Genomic DNA, 21,445 nt, shown 5'->3' on the forward strand with positions numbered 1-21,445 from the left:
GCCCTTCCAGGGCAAAAAAAAGGGCCTGACAGATCAACTGTCAGGCCCTTTTTTCGTTAACGGAGTCACGGCGAACCGTTAGCGCGCCAGTGCCGCATCATGTTCACGCACGTACGCATAAAACTGGTCGAAGCCACCAACGTAATGGTTACCAACAAGAATCTGCGGCACGGTGTGTACCGGCCGGCCGATCTTTTCGGCAATATCCTGTTTGCTCATGCCTTTCTCGATCATATCGACCCAGACATAGGGGATGTTTCTGGTTTCACACAGGTCCCTTGCCCGAGCACAGAATCCGCAACTTGAACGGCCGTAAATCGTGACCTGCTCCATAAAGACCTCCAAAACGTCTGTAGCGAAAAATTTTGAGACTGGCAAAATAGTCAGAGAATGATGACACGGCATGGCCGAATTGAAAATTGATGCTTTGAATCGCCGCCATAGTGGCCAACGATACCTGGCTCAGACCCTCGCGTCCCTGCGATACATCAAGCGGGCTGTCAGGTTCGCAGGCGGCTGAGCTCCCGCTCCAACACCTGCACCTCATTGTCCAGCGCCTGGCCACTTCCCTTGACCCGGCCGGCCAGCACTCTCAGATCGTTGGCAGCATCGCCGATGTGGGTCAGGTTGCGATTGATTTCCTCACTCACAGAGCTTTGCTCTTCCGCCGCCGTGGCCACCTGGGTCACGTGCTCGACAATGGTTCCGATCCGGTCAACGACGGTGGCCAACGAATGGGCAGCTTCCTGGGTGCCATCAACCGCCGAGGTGGCCCGGTCAACGCCGCTCTGAATAACGGAGACAGCGCCGCTCACATCCTGCTTCAGGCCGTCGATCATGCCGCTGATTTCATCGGTGGATTCCCGGGTCCGGGAGGCCAGTGTGCGCACCTCGTCGGCAACCACGGCAAAGCCTCGGCCCTGCTCACCGGCCCGGGCCGCCTCGATGGCCGCGTTCAGTGCCAGCAAATTGGTTTGCTCAGCAATGCCTCGAATCACATCAATGATCCGGTTGATATCCTCACTGCGATTGGCCACGCGACCGATTGCCGTGCTGGCTTCGCCCATATCGCTGGCAACCGCACTCACACCATTCACCGCAGAGGAGAGTGTATCCTGAGTGAACCGGATACCGTCCTGTGCCATCCTGGCGTTGTCGGCCGCCTCGCCGGCAAATCCTGCCACCTCGCCTGCAGCCGCGGACATCTCGTTCATGGCCGCCACCACACTGTCGATATCCTGATGCTGCCGGGTGGTTTGTTCGTCGGTCTCATCCGCAATGGCGCCGACATCCCGGGCCTGCTCATGAACCTTGGCATTCACTCCCTTCAGATCATTGATCATTTCCCGCAGCCGGGCGAGAAAGGCGTTGAATCCGCCAGCGAGGTCAATCAATTCCGCATGGGTGTCAATTTCCAGCTCACGAGTCAGATCCCCTTCGGCACTGGCAAGATTCTTCATCCGGTCGCGGATCTCATCCAGCGGGCGAGTCACCGAGCGGACCAGAAGCACCAACGCAATAATGGCAACAACAACCACGCCGATACCCACCAGGGTCTGGCGGGTAGCCGTGGCGGCGACTTCACTGGATAGCAGACCGGTAATTTCGGACACGCTGGCAAGGGCTGCGTCCCGGGGCAACTCGATCAGCAGCGACCACTGGGTATTCGGCAGGCGAATGGCCACGGGGTAGGCAACCGCCAGGGTTTGCCCATCGTCGTAGGTACCCTCGCCCTGATGCAGCCCGGCAAAGGTGTCCGCAAGGTCGGGAATCGCTTCTTTCAGAGGGCGGCCAAGATGCTCCGTGTAGTGGCTGGACGCGGCAATCAAACCCTGCCCGCTGAGCAGGGTTACCCGGGACTGACCATCGAAAAGCTCCTGGCTGACTCCGGCGATGGTCATTTGCAGTGTCGACAGGTTGATGTCCACGCCAACCACACCGGCAAAGGTGCCATCATTCTGAATCGGTACCACGAGACTGGTCATCAGCTCAGAATACCCTTCGCTGATTTCGTAATCGTAGGGTTCCATGATGCAGGGCGATTTGGTATCTCGCGAACACAGGTACCACTCGGCCTCCCGGATTCCGAATTCGTTCTTACCCTCCAGGTATTTGGTGGCGGGATCTTCGGTACGGCTGAACACCACATTGCCGCTCGGATCCCGGTAGTAATAGATTTCCAGGGTACCTTCGTCGCTGCTGTGCTCTTCAACACCACCGGTAAAATAGCGGTCCTGACCATCGTAGGCATCGGGTTCAAACTGCGCGTAAACAGAGCTGAGGCTCTTCTGCTCCTCCAGCACCGCGCCCACGGTCTCTTGCAGGGCTGTGCGGCTGATACGACCGGAGCTGTCTGCCTGGATATTGCGGATAATCACATTGCGAACAACTTCCGGAGTCCGAAATGCCGTTGCAAACTGACCGCTGACCAGCTCGCCGTATTTTCCGGCGGTTGCGGCAAGCTGATCCATCACAATACCCTGCACGGTACTCCGGGTTTCAGCGGTGAGCCGTTTCTCCATGTCCGCGAGTGACAACTGGGCAGTAACAACGATACTGACGCCCATGATCAGGAGCAGTGACACCACCAGGGCATAGAGCTTGAAGCGGAGCGATAACTGTTTCATCGTATAGCCAGACCTGCGGGGTATTGGAGATTCATTTCATCGTAACGCAAGGAGAGCCCGGTGGCTTACCTGACGCTATTTCTGACCGCGTTCGCCGCCGCCACGCTGCTGCCTGCCTACTCGGAAATCCTGCTTGGCACCATGGTCACCCAGGGTTATTCCTGGTGGTGGCTCTGGTTCTGGGCAACGCTGGGCAATACGCTCGGCTCGGTCGTTAATGGGGTTATCGGCCGGCAAGTGGATCGCTTTAAGCACAAACGCTGGTTTCCGGTCAGCGAGTTGCAGTTGCACAAGGCCCGGAACCGCTTCAATCGTTATGGCCAGTGGTCACTGCTGATGGGCTGGCTGCCCCTGGGGGGCGATGCGCTGACCCTGGTGGGTGGCATCATGCGTGTGCCCTGGCTGAACTTCATTATCCTGGTGGGTATCGGCAAAGGTGTCCGCTACGCCTTCGTGCTCTGGCTGGTGGCCGAAGCATCCGGGGCATCGTCGCCCTCGCCATAGAGGTATTTACGCAACAATGGCTCGCCATCAAACTCGGCGTTCAGAACGGCAATAAAGGTGTAAACCCCGATCAGCTTGCGATTCAGGAACACGAACTCCTTGGGAGGCACCCGGAAATATCGGTTAATGGCGGAGCGGGCGGCCTGGCGGGCCACCCGGGAAGGCAGGTCGCTCTGCTTCCAGCGGTACTGGCCATGACTGTTGACGGCATAATCCGGCCAGGAGTCCTTGTCACTGGACAGGGGTTCGAGTACCGACATGCACACCGAACCGAACTTGTGAAGCACTTCCTCCGGCCATTCCGCGCTCATGAACCGCAACTTCACCCCACCCTCGATTACCGCCTGCAGATCGTTCTCATACGAGGCCCTGATCATCTGGATTACCGGCTTGAGAAATTCATCCGAGTAAACCTGCACAGCCCCGAAATCGAGTAGGACGATGCGGTCATACCCGGGATCTTCGCCCTCTTCACCGGCGATCCGGATACGGTAATTGCCAAAGTTGGGGTCGGTCTGGATTTCACCCCAGACAAACAGCTCCCGGAAAAACAGCTCCAGTGCCGCCTCCCCCAACGCACTTCGGCGTGCCAGAGGCAGGTCTTTGACGGCCTGGGAACTGACTGAGTGGCCGTGTTCAAAGGTCGAGGCGATGATATGCGCAGTTGAGAATTCCGGCAGAACCATCGGCACGATAAACCGAGGATCCTGGGCGAGCATCTGGCGGAACTTTTCTGTCGTCTTCGCTTCCAGACGGTAGTCCACCTCCCGGTGCATCATTTCCCGGACTTCTTCCAGCCAGTCGTTAAACTCCGGGCCGAAACTGACCAGCCTGGCAACCCGGAGCAGCTGGGCAACGGCATTCAGGTCACTGTCCACCGCATCAGCCACGCCCGGGTATTGTACCTTCAGAACCAGCTCAAGCCCGTCGCTTCGGCGCAGGGCGCGGTGCACCTGGCCCAGGGAGGCGGCACCAATGGGCTCTGGATCCACGTCCAGTTGCGCCAGCCGGTCCTCGCCCAATTCCGCCACCAGCACCCGTTCAATCGCCGGCCATTCCAATGAGGTCGTCTGGTCTTCCAGTGTGTGCAAAGCTTCGGTCACTTCATCGGGCAGGAAGTGCTCGCCATACAGGGCCATCACCTGTCCGATTTTGACCACACTGCCCTTGAGCTGGCCAAGCTCGTCCACCAGGAAGCGCGCCTGACTTGAAAGCATGGCCCGGTGGCGTTTTTCCCGGTTCTCCTTGCCGCTGAACCAGTTGGTCGCCATGTGCGAGGCCATCCGTGTGCCAGCATACAAACCGGCACGAGTCAGGCTTAAGCGGCGTTCAAAGCTACCTGTCTTGATGCGGGAAACAGAGTTTCCTGAACGTCTGGATGACATGAATGACCTGTACGGATCAGAGAATTTCACCACGTTTGGCGGCTTGCACCATTATACGGATACTCCGGTGGGCTGACCTAACCCCGTCGACCCGGCCTGACCGTCCATGGGGCCAATGTACCGAGCAGACTGAGGTTCGGGCCACACTCAGTGTGGGCGTTGCAACCATCCGGCGGTCCGAATCCATTGACCGGTTCCTCCAGCGAACCGATGAGGCGCTTTACCGGGCAAAATCTGAGGGCGTAACCGGGTCTGTGGACACGACAGCGAGACGGAAGCCTGAACTACCAGCCCTGACGAAATTCCACCAGTGAGTGACCCAGCCCGCGGACCAACTGATCCGACAACCGCTGCTGAACATCGGCCACAGTTACGCCCGGTACAAAATCACGGACCTGACACATGGCCATACCGGCATAGCCGCACGGGTTGATGCGTCGGAAGGGCTCCATATCCATGTCTACATTCAGGGCCAGCCCGTGGAAAGAACAGCCGCGGCGAACCCTGAGACCGAGTGACGCAATTTTGGACGCGCCCACGTAGACACCCGGCGCATCCGGTCGTGGCGCGGAATCCACTCCCAATCCAGCGAGGGTGCGGACGATGGCCTGCTCAATCTCGTCCACCAGGCTGCGGATACCCAGTTTTTTCCGGGACAGATTGATCATTAGGTAGATCACCAGTTGACCCGGGCCGTGATAGGTCACCTGGCCGCCGCGATCCACCTGAATCACCGGGATATCTCCGGGTGCCAGAATATGCTCGGCCTTGCCCGCCTGGCCCTGGGTATAGACCCGGGGATGTTCAAGACACCAGAGTTCATCCGCCACGGAATCATCCCGACTGGCGGTGAAGGTTTTCATCGCCTCCCAGGTTTCCAGGTAGGGCTGTTCTCCGAGGTACCGGACCATCAGCTCAGTCATCAGGGTCAGAGCACCATGTGCACACGGCCACTGGCCTTCAGCTCTTCAAACAGGGCTTTCAGCTGGGGCTCGCCGGTGGCCACGATTTTCAGCTGCACCGATGAAAAGCGCCCCTTGCTGCTCTCATTAACCGAAACATCCGTCTCGCAGATTCCCGGCGCGTGCTGTTCCACAACCGCTACCACGAACTCTGTGAAATCCGGCGCAGAATTACCAATCACCTTGATCACGTAGTCGCATGGAAACTCAATTTTTGGTGCTTTCGGCTGGCTCATGCCGCTCTACTCCCGGGGACCAAAGTCACCCTACTGAAACAACTGAACGAAAAAGAGCTTTATGGCGTCCCAGATGCGCTTGAAGAAACCGCCCTCGGGGACATCGGTCAGGGCCAGTACCGGCTGGTCAACCAGAACTTCACCGTTGTAAGAAACCTTCACCCGTCCCAGCTCATCTCCCACTTTGATGGGTGCTTTGATCACAGAATCAAGGTCTACCGTTGATTCAAGACTCTCCCTTGAGCCCCGGGGAATGGTGACGTAAACATCGTCCGCCATGCCGATCGAGACCTGGTCAGACTGGCCGCCCCAGATACGGGCCTCAATCAGCTCCTGTCCGGCCCGGAACAGGCGTTCACTCTGATAATAACGGAAGCCGTAGTTCAGCATCTTCTGAACCTCCTGTGACCGGGATTCCGTGCTACTTGTGCCCATAACTACGGCAATAAAGCGGGTGTCATTACGCTTGGCCGAAGCCACCAGGCAGTATCCGGCCTCTTCGGTATGGCCAGTCTTCAGGCCATCGACACTGCTGTCTCGCCACAGGAGGCTGTTCCGGTTCGGCTGGCGGATGTTGTTGTAGGTGAAATGCTTTTCAGCGTAGATCGGATAGTTTTCCGGGTAGTCATTAATAATCGCCCGGGCCAGTATGGCCAGGTCGTAAGCGGTTGAAAAATGATCGGGAGACGGCAGACCGGTCGCGTTCTCGAAATGGGTGTCTTTCATGCCCAACAACTGCGCCTGCTGGTTCATGATATCGACAAAGGCACCTTCACTGCCGGCGACGAACTCGGCCAGCGCCACCGAGGCATCATTACCAGACTGGATAACCACCCCTCTGAGGAGATCCTCAACTGCAACCTGGGTCCCTTCCTTTATAAAGGTGCGGGAGCCTTCTGTTTTCCAGGCCTTGACGCTGATCGGGACCATGTCGGACATGGAGACCCGCCCCTCGTCCAGCTCCCGCTCAACAATATAGGCGGTCATCATCTTGGTCAGGCTCGCAGGCGGAAGACGCTCATGGCTGTTCTCTTCCATGATGATCCGGCCGCTTTTCGGGTCCATCAGGACATAGGAGCTGCCGGCAATCTGGGGAGGCGACGGGATCAGCACCGATTGCGACATCACCTTGCCGGTCAGGGCAAGCATCAGTACAAAGACAACAGATAGTGTTCGGAAAGCAGATTTTAAGGCCATGGGTCCATTCATTCGTCGTTGGGTGTGTTTCTTTTTCAGCGTCTTTTCTGGCTTGTTCAGTGTGAATCCGTCAGCAGGATCGACTGATCAAATCCACGGGCCTCCAGAAGACTCTGGGTCTTCCTGGCGGAATCTTCATCCCGGAACGGTCCCACCTGCACACGGTGAAACCGTCCGGAGGCGGTATCGACAGCTCTTACCCGCATCGGGTTCTCAAGGACTGCCCTTACCTGGCTGAGCAATTTCTCGGCCGGATCACGGCTACTGAAGGAGCCCAGCTGCACGAACAGCGAACGATTCTCCATTGCCATCTCGCCGCTTGCCGTCACCGCGCTTTCAGCGGTTCCGGCCGCATCCACCGGCGAAAAGGGCTTGCCGGCAAGAAACATGGAGCCATCTGGCTTCACCGTGATGGCGGCGACCTCAACTCTCGCAGTGCCCCGGGACTGGTAACCCAGTTTTTTGGCAGCAGCGTAGGAAAGATCGATAATCCGGTCACCATGGAAGGGCCCCCGATCATTAACCCGGACAATCACCGAGCGACCGTTATCAAGATTCGTTACCCGGGCGTACCCGGGGATCCGCAAGGATTTGTGAGCCGCAGACATGGAATACATGTCAAAGGTCTCACCATTGGACGTTTTATGGCCATGAAATTTCTCGCCATACCAGCTCGCCGTGCCCCGGGCTGTATAACCGTTGTTGCTGTCAAGAACATGATACTGCTTGCCCCAGACCGTGTAGGGGGACTTATTCCCGGCACTACGGGGTGCCTCATAAGCGGGAACCGCATCGTTGAGCCCAGAGGTATCAAAATTGCCCGAAGGTGCCCGGTCGGTCTTCAGGGTATAACGGGATGAATGATCCGTCTCCGGCGCAGAGGCGCAACCACTGAGGATTACTGCCCCGGCCGCCGCCAGCACGAACAATAAGGAAGGTTTACAGTTCACAGTCCGAATTTCCTCTTGACCACCTGGGCCGCCATCATCAACGTTCCGGCAGCATTGTTCCATTGTAACGGGTTATCCGCGGTCTTCACCATTACCCGGCGGCCATGGTTGACGGCATTCCGGTCAGGCGCCGATCATCCGCCGGTGAGTATGGATTGACATCAATACGCCAAAGGCGGCCATCAGGGTAACACTGGACGTTCCACCATAACTGATCAATGGCAATGGCACACCCACGACGGGCAAAAGTCCGCTGACCATCCCGACATTCACAAAGATGTAAATAAAGAAGGTCATGGTCAGTGCGCCGGCCAACAGGCGGCTGAAGGAATCCTGGGCCGTGGCTGCGATATACAGGCATCTGAGTATGATCAGGAAATACATGGTCATCAGAGCCAGCATCCCGATAAAACCAAACTCCTCCGCCAATACAGCAACGATAAAGTCGGTGTGACTCTCCGGCAAAAATTCCAGATGCGACTGGGTACCCTGCAGCCAGCCCTTGCCTTCAAAACCTCCGGAGCCGATTGCGGTTTTGGACTGTATAATATTCCAGCCGGCACCAAGCGGGTCACTTTGGGGATCCAGCATGGTCAAGACCCGCTGCTTCTGGTAGTCCCGCATGACAAAAAACCACATCAGTGGCGCAGAAACAGACACCATGGCCGCGAAAGCGGCGATCAGTTTCCAACTGATACCCGCAAAAAACACCACGAAAATGCCCGCCATTCCCACCAAAAGTGAAGTGCCCAGATCCGGTTGCTTCATGATCATGACCATGGGCATCAGAACTATCGCAAGCCCCACTGCCACGTGCCGGACCCGAGGAGGCAGAAAGTGCCTGGAGAGATACCAGGCAGCCATCATGGGCACCACGAGTTTCATCAGTTCGGAAGGCTGAAAGCGGGGCAGTCCCGGCAAAGCCAGCCAGCGCTGCGCACCCTTTGCCCCCACACCCACCAGAATGACCGCAATCAATGATATGACCCCGGCCCCGTAGAGCCAAGGCGCCCAGCGACGAAACACCGACGGATCCAGTTGCGCGAACACGAGCATCACCACGAATGCCACACCCATTCGGATACCCTGCGCCTTGACCACTTCCAGGTTCCTGTCAGCACCGCTATACAGCACAAACAAGCCGCCGGCGACCAGCAGTAGCAACAGCAACAGAAGGATCGGATCAAGATGCAACGTCGTCCAGATGCTCCGTTCCCGGCCTAGAGGATTAGTTGCGGTTGGATCCAGTAATGTCTTGAAAGCCATCAGTTCGACACCTGCCCTTCAACTCCACTGACCAGCGTGCCTTCCGGCTGCTCAGCATAGTCGAGCAACCAGGCATCGAACAGAGCCCGGGCAACCGGGGCTGCGGTACCACTGCCACTGCCGCCATTCTCAACAATCACCGCCACAGCAATCTTCGGTTTATCCACCGGCGCAAATCCGACGAAAAGTGCATGGTCCCTGAGCCGCTCACGGATCTCTTCCGCATCGTATTCCTCATCCTCAGCCAAGCTGAACACCTGAGCTGTCCCGGTTTTGCCCGCCATCTTGTAGGGAGCGCCTTGGGCTGCACGCCTGGCGGTTCCTTTCCGCCCGTGCATTACCTCGACCATCGCCTCCACCACGTACTCCCAGTCATCGGGGCTTTTCAGCTTGAGTGGCTCATGGGTTTCCTCGGGCAAATATTCATCGACCGGATGATCGCCCTTTATGTCCTTGAGCAACCTTGGTTCCACCCACCTGCCCCGGTTGGCTATCAGGGCGGTTGCGGTGGCCAGTTGCAGCGGTGTGGCAAGCATGAATCCCTGGCCTATACCAAAGTTCACGGAATCGCCCGGGTACCAGGGCTCATTCCTGACGGCCCGCTTCCAGTCCCGCGAGGGAAGCAAGCCACTCAGGGCACCGGACACATCGAGGGCGGCGTCTTCTCCAAAGCCAAATCGGGACAGATAGCTATACATGTTATCCACGCCCATCTCGACAGCCGCCTCGTAAAAATAGACATCACAGGATTCGGCCACGGCGTCTTTGAGATCCACCCAGCCATGTCCGCCTCGCTTCCAGTCCCGCCAGAGTCTGCCACCTGCATTCAGGCGGAAGTATCCCGGATCCCATATGGTGTAATCTCGGGTGACGGCACCACTGTCAAGCGCGGCAACTGCAAGCATCGGTTTGAGCGTCGAGCCTGGCGGGTACTGCCCACGCAGAGCTCGGTTGAAGAGGGGCTTGTCCCGGCTTTCACTGAGTTCACGGTAATCCTTGACACTGATACCAGTGACAAATTTGTTGGCATCGAATCCCGGCACACTGGCCAGCGCCAGAATGCCTCCGGTGTCAGGTTCGATCGCCACAATGGCGCCCCGGCGTCCGTCCAGCAGCTCATGGGCACGTTGTTGTAACCTGAGATCAAGATGCAACTGAAGGTCTTCACCAGGCACCGGATTTTCACGTTCCAAAACCCTCAGGGTCCGCCCGCGGGCGTTGGTCTCAACATGCTGATAACCAACCTGGCCGTGAAGGATTTCCTCGTAAAACCTTTCGATACCCGACTTTCCGATATAGTTGGTGCCCGCGTAGTTCACCGGATCAATACGCTGCAGCTCATCCCGGTTGATCCGGCCGACAAAGCCAAGCGCATGGGCTGTCAGCTCGCTGTGCGGATAAAACCGGACGAGCTCGGCACTCACCTCCACACCGGGGAGTTCGTGGCGATGCACCGCGAGGCGAGCCATCTCCTGCTCATTGAGGTCATAACGAAGGGGAATTTCCTGAAACGGCCGTCGGGGCTCCTGCAGCCGGCGCCGGAAGCGCTCAAGGTCTTCCTCGGAAATAGCCAGAATGGCACCCAACTGTTCGAGAGTGTCATCCATGCCGTCAACACGTTCCGGCACAAGTGTCACGCTGAAAACCGGGCGGTTCTCAGCCAGCAGAATGTCGCTGCGATCGTAGACAAGACCTCGGGGAGGGGGGACTGACTGGACCTGTACTCGGTTCTTGTCAGACAGGGTTGTGTATACGTCGTGCTCCACGACCTGAAGTTGATACATGCGCGCAAGCAGGCCACCAACGGCCAGCATAACGACCACCAGCATAACCACAGTACGGCGTTGGAAAAGCCGGCGTTCTGCCGCCGTATCCTTGAACTCGCCCCACGGCATAGAAGCCCCCTAAGCCCGGTGGTATGGGTGATTTCGCGTGATCGACCAGGCCCGGTAAAGTTGTTCCGCCAGGATGATACGCACCAGAGGGTGAGGCAGAGTGAGTGGCGAAAGGGACCATTGCTGGTCGGCCCGCTTCCGGCAGTCTTCCGCCAGGCCGTCAGGGCCACCAACCAGGAAACTCACATCCCTGCCATCCTGTTGCCAATTTCCAAGCTGGCCGGCCAGCTTTTCGGTCGACCAGAGCCGCCCGCCAACCTCCAGCGCAATCACCCGGTCTTTCGGGCCCGTCGCTGCAAGAATGGCGTCACTTTCACGCTGCATCAGTCTGGGAATATCGGGATTTTTGCCCCGGTGAGCCATGGCTATTTCCACCAGCTCCAGGGACAGCTCCGGCGGCATACGGCGCGCGTAATCTCCGAATCCAGTACTGACCCAGTCGGGCATTTTCTGCCCCACACAGATCAGGCGTAGCCGCATGACTACTCGCTGCCTGCGACACCAAGATCCGGGGCATCGCGCCAGAACCGCTCCAGATCGTAAAATTCCCGCGTGGCAGGCATCATGACATGGACAACCACATCGCCAAGATCTACCAGAATCCAGTCACTCACGCCGGCACCTTCCACGTTGCCCGTGCGAATGCCTTGCTCTTTGGCTTCAACAACCACTGAATCGGCAAGGGATTTCACATGTCGGTTGGACGTTCCGGATGCCAGAACCATGAAGTCGGTGACACTGGTTCTGTCACGGACATCAATCACGCTGATGTCCTGTGCTTTCACATCTTCAAGCGCATTTACTACCAGGTCTTTCAGTTGTTCTGCCTGCATAATCACCCTGTTGGACGGGCGTTTGCCGGAATGGCCGCCCGAAATGTCATATTCAGACGCGATTGTAGCACTAAAAGTTCCCATCGGGGCATGCCCCATATAGCCCCTGGCGGCGAATTTCCAGCCAGACCGGATCGGGCAACAGATAACGGGGCGAACGACCATCACGAATACGCTCCCGGATTCCAGTGGCAGAGATGTCCAGAAGCGGCGGGTCCAGCTCAAGAAAAGCCCCACAGGGACGGCGATGCAACGCCTCCGACCCCGTCACAGCCCGCTCCGCCAGCAGCTGAGCCGGTTTGCCAGACGGGTCCAGCGCAAGACCAGGCCGGCGAACCACAACCACATGGGCAAGATCTGGAATTGCCTGCCATTCACGCCAACGATCGAAGCTGGCAAAGGCATCCGTGCCGATCACCATTACCAGCGGCTCGTCCTGGCCAAGTTCTGCCCGTAACTGACGAAGCGTATCGGCCGTGTAAGACGCGCCCTCCCGCGCCAGCTCCCGGTCGTCAATTTGTAACTGAGGCTCACCGGAAACCGCCAACCTGAGCATGGCCAGGCGCTGACCTGACGACGCGCCGGTCTGCCCCCTGTGCGGCGGAATATGACAGGGCACGAGACTGACGACCCCGACCCCGAGGCGGTCACTGATTTCAAGGGCCAGCCGCAGATGGCCATGGTGCACCGGATCAAAGGTTCCGCCATAAATCACATGCATGAGCATCAGGTCCGGATGTGGCCGTCGCCGAAGACGACGTATTTCTGGGACGTAAGTCCCTCAAGCCCAACCGGTCCGCGGGCGTGGATTTTATCCGTGGAGATACCGATCTCCGCGCCCAGGCCATACTCAAAGCCATCGGCAAAGCGTGTGGAGGCATTGACCATCACCGAGCTGGAATCCACCTCGGTGATAAACCGGCGCGCCCGGGTGTAATTCTCGGTGACGATGCTGTCTGTGTGCTGCGAACTGTACCGGTTGATGTGATCAATAGCACCGTCGAGCCCGTCTACCACACACACCGCCAGAACCGGCGCCAGATACTCGGCTTCCCAGTCAGCCTCGGTCGCTTCGGAGATTCCGCCAACAATGGCGCGAGTCCGCTCACAGCCGCGAAGCTCTACGCCTTTTTCAACGAAAGCCTGCACGAGAAGTGGCAGAATATCCTCCGCAATTTCCTTATCTATCAGCAGTGTTTCCATGGTATTACATGTGCCATACCGCTGGGTTTTGGCATTGACCGCAACCTTCAGTGCCTTCTCCGGATCTGCGTGGCCGTCAATGTAGACGTGGCATACACCGTCGAGATGCTTGATCACCGGTACCCTGGCATCCCGGCTGACGCGCTCAATCAGACCTTTACCGCCTCTGGGCACGATAACATCGACATACGCCGGCATTGTGATCAGTTCACCCACCGCTGCGCGGTCGGTTGTTTTGATCACTTGCACTGCCATTTCTGGCAGGCCAGCCTTTGCCAACCCCTCCGAGAGACACCGGGCAATGGCCTGATTGGAGTGGATCGATTCGGAACCACCCCGGAGAATGGAGGCGTTTCCGGACTTCAGACACAGACTGGCCGCTTCAACGGTCACATTGGGGCGGGACTCGTAAATGATGCCGATGACACCAAGGGGAACCCGCATCTTGCCGACCTGAATACCCGAAGGGCGGTACGCCATATCGGTAATGGCTCCAATGGGGTCCGGCAATGATGCCACCTGCTTCAGCCCTTCAATCATGGCATCAATCCGAGCGGGCGTAAGCTCAAGCCTGTCCAGCAAGGCTGCATCGAGACCATTTTCCCGAGCCTGTTTCAAATCCTTGCCATTGGCCACCGCCAATACATCCCGTGCCGCATCCAGCACCTCTGCGGTCGCCAGCAGAGCCTGATTGCGTACCGCAGTGGTCGAGCGGGCCACCCTTGTTGCGGCTGCACGTGCCTGCTGCCCTACCTCAGCCATGTAAGCTGCAATATCCATTCAATTACCTTTTCGTTTTCAAAGTGCTGTTTCAAGGCACAAATAAGAAAGTATGTCCCTAACTTTACCTTTCCCGTTTCAAGTACGCACCCCAAACAGATATTATACCGCTGCGGTATGCCATACTCGGAAACCTCGGGAAGGTTTTTTCAGGGAGTTGAGAAAAAGGAAGGACACCATGGCCCAAATGGCCGAAAAATTCCTGTTAAGCAAGTTTTCACGGGCAGGCTTCGTCGCCCTGATCGCCATTGCGGCTCTGTGTGCCATATTGGGTGAACCCATGGTTGCGGCAGCGGCGGGCGCGGCCGCAGGCGTTGTAATTGCCGGCAATACATTTCATCCCAGTCGGGTAAATCAACCTTGGCCGAGGGTTCAGCAGGCTTTCTTCCTGGTTCTCCTGTTGATTCTTCTGACCAGTTTCTGGACCGGCCCCTGGGTGCTCAGCCACTGGCTGTATGCCATCCCTCTCGTTGCTTTTGCTCTTGTTCCGCCTGCGGCAGCAGCACTCATTACCCTGGTCATCATTGTTCTGGCGGTGATTGCAACCCAGTGGGCCGTTGGGCTGGCCGATCGCCACCAGATGATCAGTGCCTTTTTTCTGACCATAGTACTGTCGGCCCTGCTGGTCTTCCTGCGTGACTACAAAACACGGCAACTGGCACCACTGCGCCGGACTGATGAACTGACCCAGGCCGCCAGCCGGGAATACCTCTCTGCCGATCTGCACAAGGAGATCCAGCGCAGCGAACGGGAAGGTACGGACATGTCCATTATCATGATAGGGCTTGACACCCACCTGAGTGACAACGACCCGGACGAGGATATCCGTTCGATCCTGCCACGCATCGGTCGCTACCTGCATTCCCAGATACGGGATTTTGACACCTACTACCGAGTGGCGGATCTCCAGTTCCTGGTTATTCTGCCAGGCATTTCCACCAGCGAAGCCATCGCCCGGGGCGAAACGGTCCGCAAAGGACTGGCGAGACTTTTGGAAAGTCACGGCATGAATCTCACCGTCAGTACCGGCATTGCCGGGCTCAACATTGGAGATGACGCCAATACGCTTCAACAAAGTGCGGCCAACGCTCTGCGCAGGGCCCAACAACAAGGGGGCAACCGAAGCCAGGCTTACAGTTCCTGGTCACAGCCGGCGCAACCGAGCCAGCCGCAAGCACAGGGGCCAGTTTCATGACTGAAACGCGTCTCAGGACCTGGACACACGCCTTCGGCTACAGCATCGCCTGCCTGTTTATTTTCACACTGGCCATGCAGAATCTCCGGTACGGCTTTTATGAGCTGTTTTACCTGGCCACAGGCATGGCGGCCCTGACCCTGGCGGGCGCCATTTACACCGTCATCTGCCGCCGGCACCAACTGTCAGCGCCGGGCCACCTGATCATTCTCTCCGGTCTGAACAGCGGCATGCTCGCCGCCTTGCTGACCATGGATGCACCGGGAATTACCCACTGGGCCATGCCCTTGGTCGCGCTGAACCTACTGATTCTGTCATTGCGCCAGGGCGTGGCGCTGTCGCTTCTGCTGCTGATTCCGCTATCGGTTATCCTGTTCCTGCGGCAGGCTCCGGCTGACGCAATCACCGTCATCGGGGGGCTCTTCATTCTGCTCTCAGTTGCCGCATTGTACATCTGGCATTACGATCACATGGCCCAGTCCGCCGAGGATCTCGCCATCACCGATCCGGTCACCGGGGCGCACAATTCCCGCTTTCTGGACGAAACCCTTCAAAAGGAAATCAGCCGGGCAATCGCCACCGGGCATTCCCTGTCCGTGATAGACCTGAGCATTGATTACGCGAACGAAGTTGCCGACCTGCACGGCAAGGACCAGGTTCTGGGACTATTCCGGCACATGACCGAGCACTTGTTTGGGGTTATCCGTGCCGGCGACACCCTGTATACCCTGAAAGACTCCGAATTTTTCCTGATACTGCCATTCACCCCGGAAGAGGGGGTGCGAGTGATTGCCGAACGTATCCGCCGGACCATAGCAGAGCAGAAATGGCCGGTGGTTGGTAAGGCAACCGTCAGCCTGGGTTGCACCACCCGTGGCAGCGGTGACACCCGGACCGAAACGCTCCGTAAGCGGGCCCATCAGGCCATGGAAGAGGCCCGCAGACGAGGCCCGGATTCAGCCTGGTTCAGCCCCGGAGAAACCATCGAAACATGAGCAATGCCTGGCTTAACGAACTGTCGGCCTGGCTGAGCATGCATCCAGGCTGGCTGGCATTGGCTCTATTTACCACCGCCTTCACTGAATCCCTGGCCATTGCCGGCATCATTGTTCCTGGCGTCGCTATCCTTTTTGCTATGGCCTTGCTGGCAGGTGAAACCGGGATGCCACTGGCAGAGGCACTGCTCTGGGCAGGCTTGGGTGCGATCATGGGCGACACCTTGAGTTTTGCGCTAGGGCGTCTGATGCAAGGGCGACTGACCAAGGTCTGGCCGCTGAGCCGCTACCCGAGGATCATCGACAAGGGTGAGCGCTTTTTTAATCACCACGGTGGCAAGAGTGTCATCATCGGGCGTTTTGTGGGGCCGGTACGGCCAGTAATCCCCCTGATTGCCGGGGCACTGATGATGCCCTGGCATCGCTTCCTGGCATTCAACATAGGTTCGGCGGTCGCCTGGGCGCCAGTGTATGTTTTCCCCGGTTTCCTGGTAGGCAGCGCCTTGGCCAGCGAAATCCGACCGCCGGCCCATTTTTATGCGGTCACCGGCATCAGCTTTTCAGCGCTAATTGTCGTCTATTTCGTGCTCTTGCGATTTCAGCTCGGGCTCGGGGAAGATAGTCGCTTTTACCAATGGCTGAAACAGTGGATGGGACGGTACGAGGCCACTCACCGTTTCTGGCGCCTCTACACTAACCAGCGACCAGCCCGGGAGGGAGAATTCCCGCTAGCCTCCTTCATGCTCGCAATAGGTGCTACCGCCCTGCTACTGATCTGGGGTCAACTGGCCACGACAACCCATTTGCTTGACGGATTCAATCAGGCCACCCTGCACTGGTTTGAACAACTGCGCCAACCATTACTGGACGGCCCATTCATTACCATCACCCTGCTCGGCGATCCGCCTGTACTCATTGCTGCCGGAGCCCTGGCCTGCGCGACGCTGCTGTTCCGGGGCTACTATGCCGCCGCTGTTCATATCATGGTTGCCGGCCTGGCGACCTTTTTGCTGGTATGGGGCCTGAAATCCTGGCTCGGCGTTCCCCGTCCGGATGAAGTCCTGAGCCCTCCGGATTCCGGCGCCTTCCCCAGCGGCCACACAGCCGGGATCACGCTGATGGTTACCTTGCTGGCCAGTTTTGTTGCAGGCGAAACCCGGAATCGCAAGCGCTGGCAATCTTACGTCACCCTGTCACTTCCCCTGATACCCGTGGCCCTGAGCCGGCTCTATCTCGGAGTTCACTGGTTTACGGATGTGATCGGCGGGCTTCTACTTGGTCTTGCGGTAACCGGAGCAGTCAGGGCCAGTTACAGCCGGTATGATCGGGTGCCCCTGACACCGGATGTGTTCGTCGCGATTGCTACCGTACTGTGGCTGGTGTTTGCAGGAACCTACATTGCCCTGTCCTGGGAGGACGCCATCATGAACTTACGGCCGATAGGTCCGGGTCTCTAGCCCTCCTCCAGCGCTTCCAGCAGTCCCTGCAGGCGACTGAGCCGCTCCAGCGGATCCTGCAATTCCACCAGTTTCTGCTTCTCCTGCTTGTCCAGTGGCAGCAGTTCGGTCAAGCGCCAGCCCACATCGCGGGCATCGTCGAAGTCAATATCCATATTCAGGTCCCGGATTACCGGATGCCGGAACAGCGCCCGGAGCACCGAAGGCAGCTCGCTAAAATGCGAGGGCACCTCACTCTCCGCCTCTTCAAGCAAGCACTCAACATCACCGACATTGAGCCCGTCTTCCTGCTGCCAGCTGCTGACCACCGACACCTTCGATGCCCCCTCAACGGTAATTCCCAGAAGCCCGTTCTCAAGCTGCTGGAAATCAATGATCCGCACATAGGTACCAATATCATAGAAAGTAGCGGTGGGCCCGGCTTCCCCGCCTTCCCTCAGCAGCACAACCACGAAGCCCCGGTCCTCCTTGAGGCAGCGGGTGAGCATATCGATGTAGCGCGGCTCGAACAGCTGCAGAGGAATCCTTCCCCTGGGCAGGACGATGGAATTCAGGGGAAACAGTGGTACATTCATAAGCGCAACAGTCACTAGAAAGCAGACTCCACAATTTACGCGGTCTGGACAATTATCGAATGGACAGCAATTGCTGAACTTCGTCTACCCGAGCCCTGGCCTCCGTCAGAAGCTGCAAACTGCGAGAGGCATTGAGTTCAAGCTCGCCCAGACGCCGGTAAGCTGGCACCTGGTCAAACGGAGGTAACTCCGCATTCTGGCTGGAACCAATCATCGAATGCAATTGCGCCACGATGACCACATCCACCAGTTGCGGAGCCGATTCACGGCATTCATAACCCCAGTCTTCGGCATGCCGAACCGCTTCAATAAACGCTGGCGGGAATGACCAGTTCTCCAGAACCGCCGTGCCCACGTCCGATCTCAACTCATTAATAGCATGATTCAGATTGCCCTCATCGGCAAAAAGATTTACGTGGTGCTCCGCCTGAACCAATATGGGCACAACTCCAATGTCGTGAAGCAGGCCTGCGAGCAGCGCCTCCTCCGGGTTAAGGCGAGTGGCATGGTCCGCCAGCACCCAGCACAGGGCCGCCACTTCCCTTGAATGGCGCCAGAGCTTTTCCATTTCTTTCTGCAGCGCAGCCTGGCGGGTCTTGAACACCTCCCGCATGGAGAACACCGTCACCAACTGCCGGGTGGTACGCATGCCCAATCGGACCACTGCCTCACGGACATTCCGGACGTCGCTGAATCCGCGGTACAAAGGACTGTTGCAGGCGCGAACCAGTTTCGCCGCCATGGCCGGATCCGCAGACACCGCCAGCGCTACCTGGTCCGCCGTGGATTCTTCTCGGTCCACAGCCCTCCGGACTTTCCAGGCGACATCGGGAACACTGGGAAGCCTGACCTGGTTCGACCGCAGCTCCGAGTAGAACTCCATCAGCAGATGGTGCTCCTCACTCTCGATGCCGCCGAAACCCTCCCCGGAGTCCATTTCCACCTGCGCAACCGGCGCTACTCGCAAGAGCTGATTGAGAATCTCCTGCTCGACCACCAGAAACTCGCACGGCTTGACCGCCGTCACGTCGTATATTCGGGGCTGCAGGCGCGCGATGGGGGTATTGGCTTTCTCGGTTTCGGCTTCAACCAACGATTTCCGACCGTCAAGGGATTCAAGTTCCACCTTGCCGGCAATCAGGAAGAAATCGAGACCATCCCGGATGCCCCGCTCAACAACCCGCTGGCCGGGGCCGTAAGTTCTTCGTTCAGCACGGCTGGCAAGCACAACCAACTGGTCATCAGTCAGCCGGTTAAGCGGCTGAAACTCTTTAAGGCGACGTAGCGGCAGGCTTTCCTGGCCAGCCATAGGCATACTCCTTATCGGTTCGAACCTGAAATTATCGGTTCAAACCGGAAAATTTTTGGCAACTCTGTTAACTATTGTAAACAGCGCTCCTGAAAACAACCATGCGCCTGGAGTCTAATCTGGTATCCTCTTGTTTTTTGCTTCATGCCACCAGGCAAAAATCAGGTAACAACAGAGAGACCAGAACACCATGCCTCAGTATCGTTCGCGGACATCCACCGCAGGCCGTAACATGGCTGGCGCCCGCGCCCTCTGGCGCGCCACCGGTATGAAAGACGGGGACTTTGGCAAGCCCATCATCGCCGTTGCCAACTCCTTCACCCAGTTTGTGCCCGGCCACGTGCACCTCAAGGATCTCGGGCAACTGGTGTGCCGCGAAATCGAGGCATCCGGGGGCGTTGCCAAGGAATTCAACACCATAGCGGTAGACGACGGCATCGCAATGGGCCACGACGGCATGTTGTACTCCCTCCCCTCACGGGAAATTATCGCAGACTCTGTAGAGTACATGGTGAATGCCCACTGCGCCGACGCGCTCGTATGTATTTCCAACTGCGACAAAATAACCCCAGGCATGCTGATGGCCGCCATGCGCCTGAACATCCCCACGATTTTCGTCTCGGGCGGCCCAATGGAAGCGGGCAAAACCAAACTGTCCGAACACAAGCTGGACCTGGTGGATGCCATGGTCATTGCCGCAGACCCCAACGCTTCGGACGAACAGGTGGAAGAATACGAACGCAGCGCCTGCCCGACCTGCGGCTCTTGCTCCGGCATGTTTACTGCCAACTCCATGAACTGCCTCACTGAGGCGATTGGTCTGGCCCTGCCCGGCAACGGCTCAATGCTCGCCACCCACGCAGACCGGGAACAGCTGTTCCTGAAAGCCGGCAGACAGATTGTGGAGAATGCGCGCCGCTATTACGAGGAAGATGACGCCAGCGTTCTGCCGCTGAGCATTGCCTCCATGGCTGCCTTTGAAAATGCCATGGTCATGGACATCGCCATGGGTGGCTCCACCAACACCATTCTTCACCTGCTGGCAGCTGCCCAAGAAGGTGGCGTTCCATTCACCCTGAATGAGATCGACCAGCTGTCGCGCCGAGTTCCCCAGCTCTGCAAGGTGGCGCCAAACTCGCCCAAATATCACATGGAAGACGTACACCGCGCTGGTGGCATCATGGGCATTCTAGGCGAACTGGAACGCGGTGGGCTGATCAATACCGACCTGCCCACCGTTCACAGCAAGACTATGAAGGAAGCCCTCAATACCTGGGACATCATGCGCTCTCCGCCACCGGAAGTGGTGGAATTCTACAAGGCCGGTCCAGCCGGCATTCCGACCCAGACCGCTTTTTCCCAGAACACCCGCTGGCCAAGCCTGGACGGCGACCGGGAATCCGGTTGCATCCGTTCGGTTGAGAACGCCTACAGCTCAGAGGGCGGGCTCGCGGTGCTCTTCGGTAATATCGCCCCGGACGGCTGTGTGGTCAAAACCGCGGGCGTGGACGAAGGCATCTATGTTTTCGAAGGCAAGGCCAAGGTGTTCGAAAGCCAGGACTCCGCGGTGGCTGGGATTCTGGCGGACGCAGTCAAACCCGGCGAGGTGGTTATCATCCGCTACGAGGGCCCCCGTGGCGGTCCCGGTATGCAGGAAATGCTCTACCCGACCAGCTATCTGAAATCCAAGGGGCTGGGCAAGGAATGCGCTCTGTTAACCGATGGACGTTTCTCCGGAGGTACCTCCGGCCTTTCCATTGGCCACGCCTCGCCTGAAGCTGCTGCCGGTGGTGCGATCGGGCTGATTGAGAACGGCGACGTCATCCGGATCGACATCCCGAACCGGACCATCAATGTCGAGCTCGACCAACACGAACTGGACCGCCGACGTGAAGCCCGCGATGCAAAAGGGTGGAAGCCCGAACTGCCCCGGGACCGGAAAGTATCAGCGGCCCTCAAAGCTTACGCGCTGCTGGCAACAAGTGCCGACAAAGGCGCGGTCCGGGATCTCAGCAAACTCGACTGAAAGACTGGATAGCCCGACAACAAAAAGCCCGCCGGAGCATATCCGGCGGG

General features: G+C 58.0%; 20 protein-coding genes. 5 read left to right on the forward strand and 15 right to left on the reverse strand.

The features are described from left to right. Nucleotides 1–78: 78 nt before the first annotated feature. Together ACN0XM_RS05930 and ACN0XM_RS05935 are read right to left on the reverse strand one after the other, a co-directional pair. Nucleotides 79–333: a GrxA family glutaredoxin gene (locus tag ACN0XM_RS05930; RefSeq protein WP_417565989.1), complete on the reverse strand. Its 255-nt coding sequence runs from the start codon at nt 331–333 to the stop codon at nt 79–81. A 167-nt stretch (nt 334–500) separates the two neighbouring features. Continuing rightward, on the reverse strand, nt 501–2,627 hold the full coding sequence (locus ACN0XM_RS05935; protein ID WP_417565990.1) for a methyl-accepting chemotaxis protein: 2,127 nt from the start codon (nt 2,625–2,627) through the stop codon (nt 501–503). 60 nt (nt 2,628–2,687) lie between these two features. Here ACN0XM_RS05935 and ACN0XM_RS05940 point away from each other — a divergent pair, with 60 nt between their 5' ends. Further along, nucleotides 2,688–3,131 carry a YqaA family protein gene (locus ACN0XM_RS05940; RefSeq protein ID WP_417565991.1) on the forward strand — a complete coding sequence of 148 codons (444 nt, stop codon included), beginning with the start codon at nt 2,688–2,690 and terminating at the stop codon, nt 3,129–3,131. On the opposite strand, the gene ACN0XM_RS05945 is transcribed toward ACN0XM_RS05940, so the two are convergent. From ACN0XM_RS05945 to ACN0XM_RS05995, 11 genes are all read right to left on the reverse strand, one after another. Next, complete coding sequence (locus ACN0XM_RS05945) at nt 3,071–4,516, reverse strand: ABC1 kinase family protein (protein ID WP_417565992.1); 1,446 nt, start codon at nt 4,514–4,516, stop codon at nt 3,071–3,073. The two genes, ACN0XM_RS05940 and ACN0XM_RS05945, sit on opposite strands and share 61 nt — an antisense overlap. A gap of 284 nt (nt 4,517–4,800) precedes the next feature. After that, complete coding sequence (gene lipB, locus ACN0XM_RS05950; protein WP_417565993.1) at nt 4,801–5,439, reverse strand: lipoyl(octanoyl) transferase LipB; 639 nt, start codon at nt 5,437–5,439, stop codon at nt 4,801–4,803. Nucleotides 5,440–5,444: 5 nt separating this feature from the next. Continuing rightward, nucleotides 5,445–5,714, reverse strand: a complete 270-nt coding sequence (locus tag ACN0XM_RS05955) for a YbeD family protein (protein ID WP_417565994.1) — start codon at nt 5,712–5,714, stop codon at nt 5,445–5,447. Between the two features lie 30 nt (nt 5,715–5,744). After that, entirely contained in the window at nt 5,745–6,911 is a 1,167-nt protein-coding gene (locus ACN0XM_RS05960) for a D-alanyl-D-alanine carboxypeptidase family protein (protein ID WP_417565995.1), read from the reverse strand. A gap of 56 nt (nt 6,912–6,967) precedes the next feature. After that, the gene (locus ACN0XM_RS05965) at nt 6,968–7,861 is read right to left on the reverse strand and encodes a septal ring lytic transglycosylase RlpA family protein (RefSeq protein WP_417565996.1); all 894 of its coding nucleotides are present in this window, start codon (nt 7,859–7,861) and stop codon (nt 6,968–6,970) included. A 123-nt stretch (nt 7,862–7,984) separates the two neighbouring features. Continuing rightward, the gene (rodA, locus tag ACN0XM_RS05970; RefSeq protein WP_417565997.1) at nt 7,985–9,127 is read right to left on the reverse strand and encodes a rod shape-determining protein RodA; all 1,143 of its coding nucleotides are present in this window, start codon (nt 9,125–9,127) and stop codon (nt 7,985–7,987) included. Continuing rightward, nucleotides 9,127–11,022: a penicillin-binding protein 2 gene (mrdA, locus tag ACN0XM_RS05975; protein WP_417565998.1), complete on the reverse strand. Its 1,896-nt coding sequence runs from the start codon at nt 11,020–11,022 to the stop codon at nt 9,127–9,129. Before mrdA ends, rodA begins: the two co-directional genes overlap by 1 nt. Nucleotides 11,023–11,031: 9 nt before the next feature. After that, nucleotides 11,032–11,502: a 23S rRNA (pseudouridine(1915)-N(3))-methyltransferase RlmH gene (rlmH, locus tag ACN0XM_RS05980; RefSeq protein ID WP_417565999.1), complete on the reverse strand. Its 471-nt coding sequence runs from the start codon at nt 11,500–11,502 to the stop codon at nt 11,032–11,034. 2 nt (nt 11,503–11,504) lie between these two features. After that, nucleotides 11,505–11,855, reverse strand: a complete 351-nt coding sequence (rsfS, locus tag ACN0XM_RS05985; RefSeq protein ID WP_417566000.1) for a ribosome silencing factor — start codon at nt 11,853–11,855, stop codon at nt 11,505–11,507. A 70-nt stretch (nt 11,856–11,925) separates the two neighbouring features. Continuing rightward, a complete protein-coding gene (nadD, locus tag ACN0XM_RS05990; RefSeq protein WP_417566001.1) occupies nt 11,926–12,576 on the reverse strand; it encodes a nicotinate-nucleotide adenylyltransferase in 651 nt (216 codons plus the stop codon). 5 nt (nt 12,577–12,581) lie between these two features. Continuing rightward, entirely contained in the window at nt 12,582–13,838 is a 1,257-nt protein-coding gene (locus ACN0XM_RS05995; protein ID WP_417566002.1) for a glutamate-5-semialdehyde dehydrogenase, read from the reverse strand. Between the two features lie 178 nt (nt 13,839–14,016). On the opposite strand from ACN0XM_RS05995, the gene ACN0XM_RS06000 reads away from it, so the two are divergent. Genes ACN0XM_RS06000 through ACN0XM_RS06010 form a run of 3 tightly spaced genes read left to right on the forward strand, consistent with a single transcriptional unit; the run spans nt 14,017 to nt 17,485 of the window. Further along, the gene (locus ACN0XM_RS06000; protein WP_417566003.1) at nt 14,017–15,033 is read left to right on the forward strand and encodes a GGDEF domain-containing protein; all 1,017 of its coding nucleotides are present in this window, start codon (nt 14,017–14,019) and stop codon (nt 15,031–15,033) included. After that, on the forward strand, nt 15,030–16,028 hold the full coding sequence (locus ACN0XM_RS06005; RefSeq protein ID WP_417566004.1) for a GGDEF domain-containing protein: 999 nt from the start codon (nt 15,030–15,032) through the stop codon (nt 16,026–16,028). Before ACN0XM_RS06000 ends, ACN0XM_RS06005 begins: the two co-directional genes overlap by 4 nt. After that, entirely contained in the window at nt 16,025–17,485 is a 1,461-nt protein-coding gene (locus ACN0XM_RS06010; RefSeq protein ID WP_417566005.1) for a bifunctional DedA family/phosphatase PAP2 family protein, read from the forward strand. The genes ACN0XM_RS06005 and ACN0XM_RS06010 overlap by 4 nt, the downstream gene beginning before the upstream one ends. On the opposite strand, the gene ACN0XM_RS06015 is transcribed toward ACN0XM_RS06010, so the two are convergent. Together ACN0XM_RS06015 and ACN0XM_RS06020 are read right to left on the reverse strand one after the other, a co-directional pair. Beyond that, a complete protein-coding gene (locus ACN0XM_RS06015) occupies nt 17,482–18,060 on the reverse strand; it encodes an LON peptidase substrate-binding domain-containing protein (protein ID WP_417566006.1) in 579 nt (192 codons plus the stop codon). The genes ACN0XM_RS06010 and ACN0XM_RS06015 overlap by 4 nt on opposite strands. A 52-nt stretch (nt 18,061–18,112) precedes the next feature. Continuing rightward, on the reverse strand, nt 18,113–19,369 hold the full coding sequence (locus tag ACN0XM_RS06020; RefSeq protein ID WP_417566007.1) for an HDOD domain-containing protein: 1,257 nt from the start codon (nt 19,367–19,369) through the stop codon (nt 18,113–18,115). Nucleotides 19,370–19,559: 190 nt separating this feature from the next. On the opposite strand from ACN0XM_RS06020, the gene ilvD reads away from it, so the two are divergent. Then, complete coding sequence (ilvD, locus tag ACN0XM_RS06025; protein ID WP_417566008.1) at nt 19,560–21,395, forward strand: dihydroxy-acid dehydratase; 1,836 nt, start codon at nt 19,560–19,562, stop codon at nt 21,393–21,395. Nucleotides 21,396–21,445 lie beyond the last annotated feature (50 nt).

This window comes from Marinobacter sp. (genome assembly GCF_048269445.1).
Taxonomy (GTDB): domain Bacteria; phylum Pseudomonadota; class Gammaproteobacteria; order Pseudomonadales; family Oleiphilaceae; genus Marinobacter.

Bases quoted from the DNA above. Each gene is read 5' to 3' on its own strand.
- ACN0XM_RS05930 (WP_417565989.1), bottom strand. From the start codon at position 333: ATGGAGCAGGTCACGATTTACGGCCGTTCAAGTTGCGGATTCTGTGCT.
- ACN0XM_RS05935 (WP_417565990.1), bottom strand. From the start codon at position 2,627: ATGAAACAGTTATCGCTCCGCTTCAAGCTCTATGCCCTGGTGGTGTCA.
- ACN0XM_RS05945 (WP_417565992.1), bottom strand. From the start codon at position 4,516: ATGTCATCCAGACGTTCAGGAAACTCTGTTTCCCGCATCAAGACAGGT.
- lipB (WP_417565993.1), bottom strand. From the start codon at position 5,439: ATGACTGAGCTGATGGTCCGGTACCTCGGAGAACAGCCCTACCTGGAA.
- ACN0XM_RS05955 (WP_417565994.1), bottom strand. From the start codon at position 5,714: ATGAGCCAGCCGAAAGCACCAAAAATTGAGTTTCCATGCGACTACGTG.
- ACN0XM_RS05960 (WP_417565995.1), bottom strand. From the start codon at position 6,911: ATGGCCTTAAAATCTGCTTTCCGAACACTATCTGTTGTCTTTGTACTG.
- rodA (WP_417565997.1), bottom strand. From the start codon at position 9,127: ATGGCTTTCAAGACATTACTGGATCCAACCGCAACTAATCCTCTAGGC.
- mrdA (WP_417565998.1), bottom strand. From the start codon at position 11,022: ATGCCGTGGGGCGAGTTCAAGGATACGGCGGCAGAACGCCGGCTTTTC.
- rlmH (WP_417565999.1), bottom strand. From the start codon at position 11,502: ATGCGGCTACGCCTGATCTGTGTGGGGCAGAAAATGCCCGACTGGGTC.
- rsfS (WP_417566000.1), bottom strand. From the start codon at position 11,855: ATGCAGGCAGAACAACTGAAAGACCTGGTAGTAAATGCGCTTGAAGAT.
- nadD (WP_417566001.1), bottom strand. From the start codon at position 12,576: ATGCATGTGATTTATGGCGGAACCTTTGATCCGGTGCACCATGGCCAT.
- ACN0XM_RS05995 (WP_417566002.1), bottom strand. From the start codon at position 13,838: ATGGATATTGCAGCTTACATGGCTGAGGTAGGGCAGCAGGCACGTGCA.
- ACN0XM_RS06000 (WP_417566003.1), top strand. From the start codon at position 14,017: ATGGCCCAAATGGCCGAAAAATTCCTGTTAAGCAAGTTTTCACGGGCA.
- ACN0XM_RS06005 (WP_417566004.1), top strand. From the start codon at position 15,030: ATGACTGAAACGCGTCTCAGGACCTGGACACACGCCTTCGGCTACAGC.
- ACN0XM_RS06010 (WP_417566005.1), top strand. From the start codon at position 16,025: ATGAGCAATGCCTGGCTTAACGAACTGTCGGCCTGGCTGAGCATGCAT.
- ACN0XM_RS06015 (WP_417566006.1), bottom strand. From the start codon at position 18,060: ATGAATGTACCACTGTTTCCCCTGAATTCCATCGTCCTGCCCAGGGGA.
- ACN0XM_RS06020 (WP_417566007.1), bottom strand. From the start codon at position 19,369: ATGGCTGGCCAGGAAAGCCTGCCGCTACGTCGCCTTAAAGAGTTTCAG.
- ilvD (WP_417566008.1), top strand. From the start codon at position 19,560: ATGCCTCAGTATCGTTCGCGGACATCCACCGCAGGCCGTAACATGGCT.